This window comes from Mesorhizobium sp. M7A.F.Ca.CA.001.10.2.1, from assembly GCF_003998575.1.
Classification (GTDB): domain Bacteria; phylum Pseudomonadota; class Alphaproteobacteria; order Rhizobiales; family Rhizobiaceae; genus Mesorhizobium.
Map to the genome: position 1 here is coordinate 1 of NZ_RZQY01001151.1, position 902 is coordinate 902.

The 902-nt window shown below is 60.5% G+C and carries 1 protein-coding gene; it reads left to right on the top strand.

Translation table 11 applies throughout. The features are described from left to right. On the top strand, window positions 1-772 hold a 772-nt coding region (locus tag EN964_RS35790; protein WP_164776504.1), incomplete at its 5' end, for a carbohydrate ABC transporter permease. Window positions 773-902 lie beyond the last annotated feature (130 nt).

Here is a 902-nt window from a genome sequence, read left to right on the forward strand (position 1 = left end):
CAACTATTCGGTGCAGGACACGTTCGGAAACAACGTCTTCTTCTGGAACGGCTCGGACTGGTACACCGAAATCCTGGAGTCGGAACGCTTCTGGCTGTCGATGGTCCGCAACCTGATCTTTTCCGCAACCATCCTCGCCATCGAGATCCCGCTCGGCATCTTCATCGCTCTCAACATGCCCAAGAAAGGCTGGGGCGTGCCGGTCTGCCTGGTTCTGATGGCTCTGCCGCTGCTGATCCCGTGGAACGTCGTCGGCACGATTTGGCAGGTGTTCGGCCGCATCGACATTGGCCTGCTCGGCTACACGCTGTCGTCGCTCGGCTTCGACTACAACTACGTCAACGATCCGACCGACGCCTGGGTGACGGTCATCCTGATGGACGTCTGGCACTGGACAAGCCTCGTCGTTCTGCTTTGCTACGCCGGACTGGTCTCGATCCCCGATGCCTTCTACCAGGCGGCCAAGATCGACGGCGCCTCACGCTGGGCAGTGTTCCGCTACATCCAGCTGCCGAAGATGAACCGCGTGCTTCTGATCGCGGTGCTGCTGCGCTTCATGGACTCATTCATGATCTACACCGAGCCGTTCGTCGTCACGGGCGGAGGCCCAGGCAATTCGACGACGTTCCTGTCGATAGACCTGGTCAAGATTGCCATCGGCCAGTTCGATCTCGGGCCGGCGGCGGCCATGTCGATCATCTACTTCCTGATCATCCTTTTGCTGTCATGGGTGTTCTACACCGTCATGACCAATGTCGATGCGGAGCGCTGAGATGAGCGGCGCCAACGAAGGAACGACGAGGCAGGACCGGGTGCGTGAGACGGCCGTTTCGGACGGGCTCGCCAGCACATTGTCGCAGGACCAGCTTGCGCGGCTGATGCGCCGGCGCGGCGAAGAATCC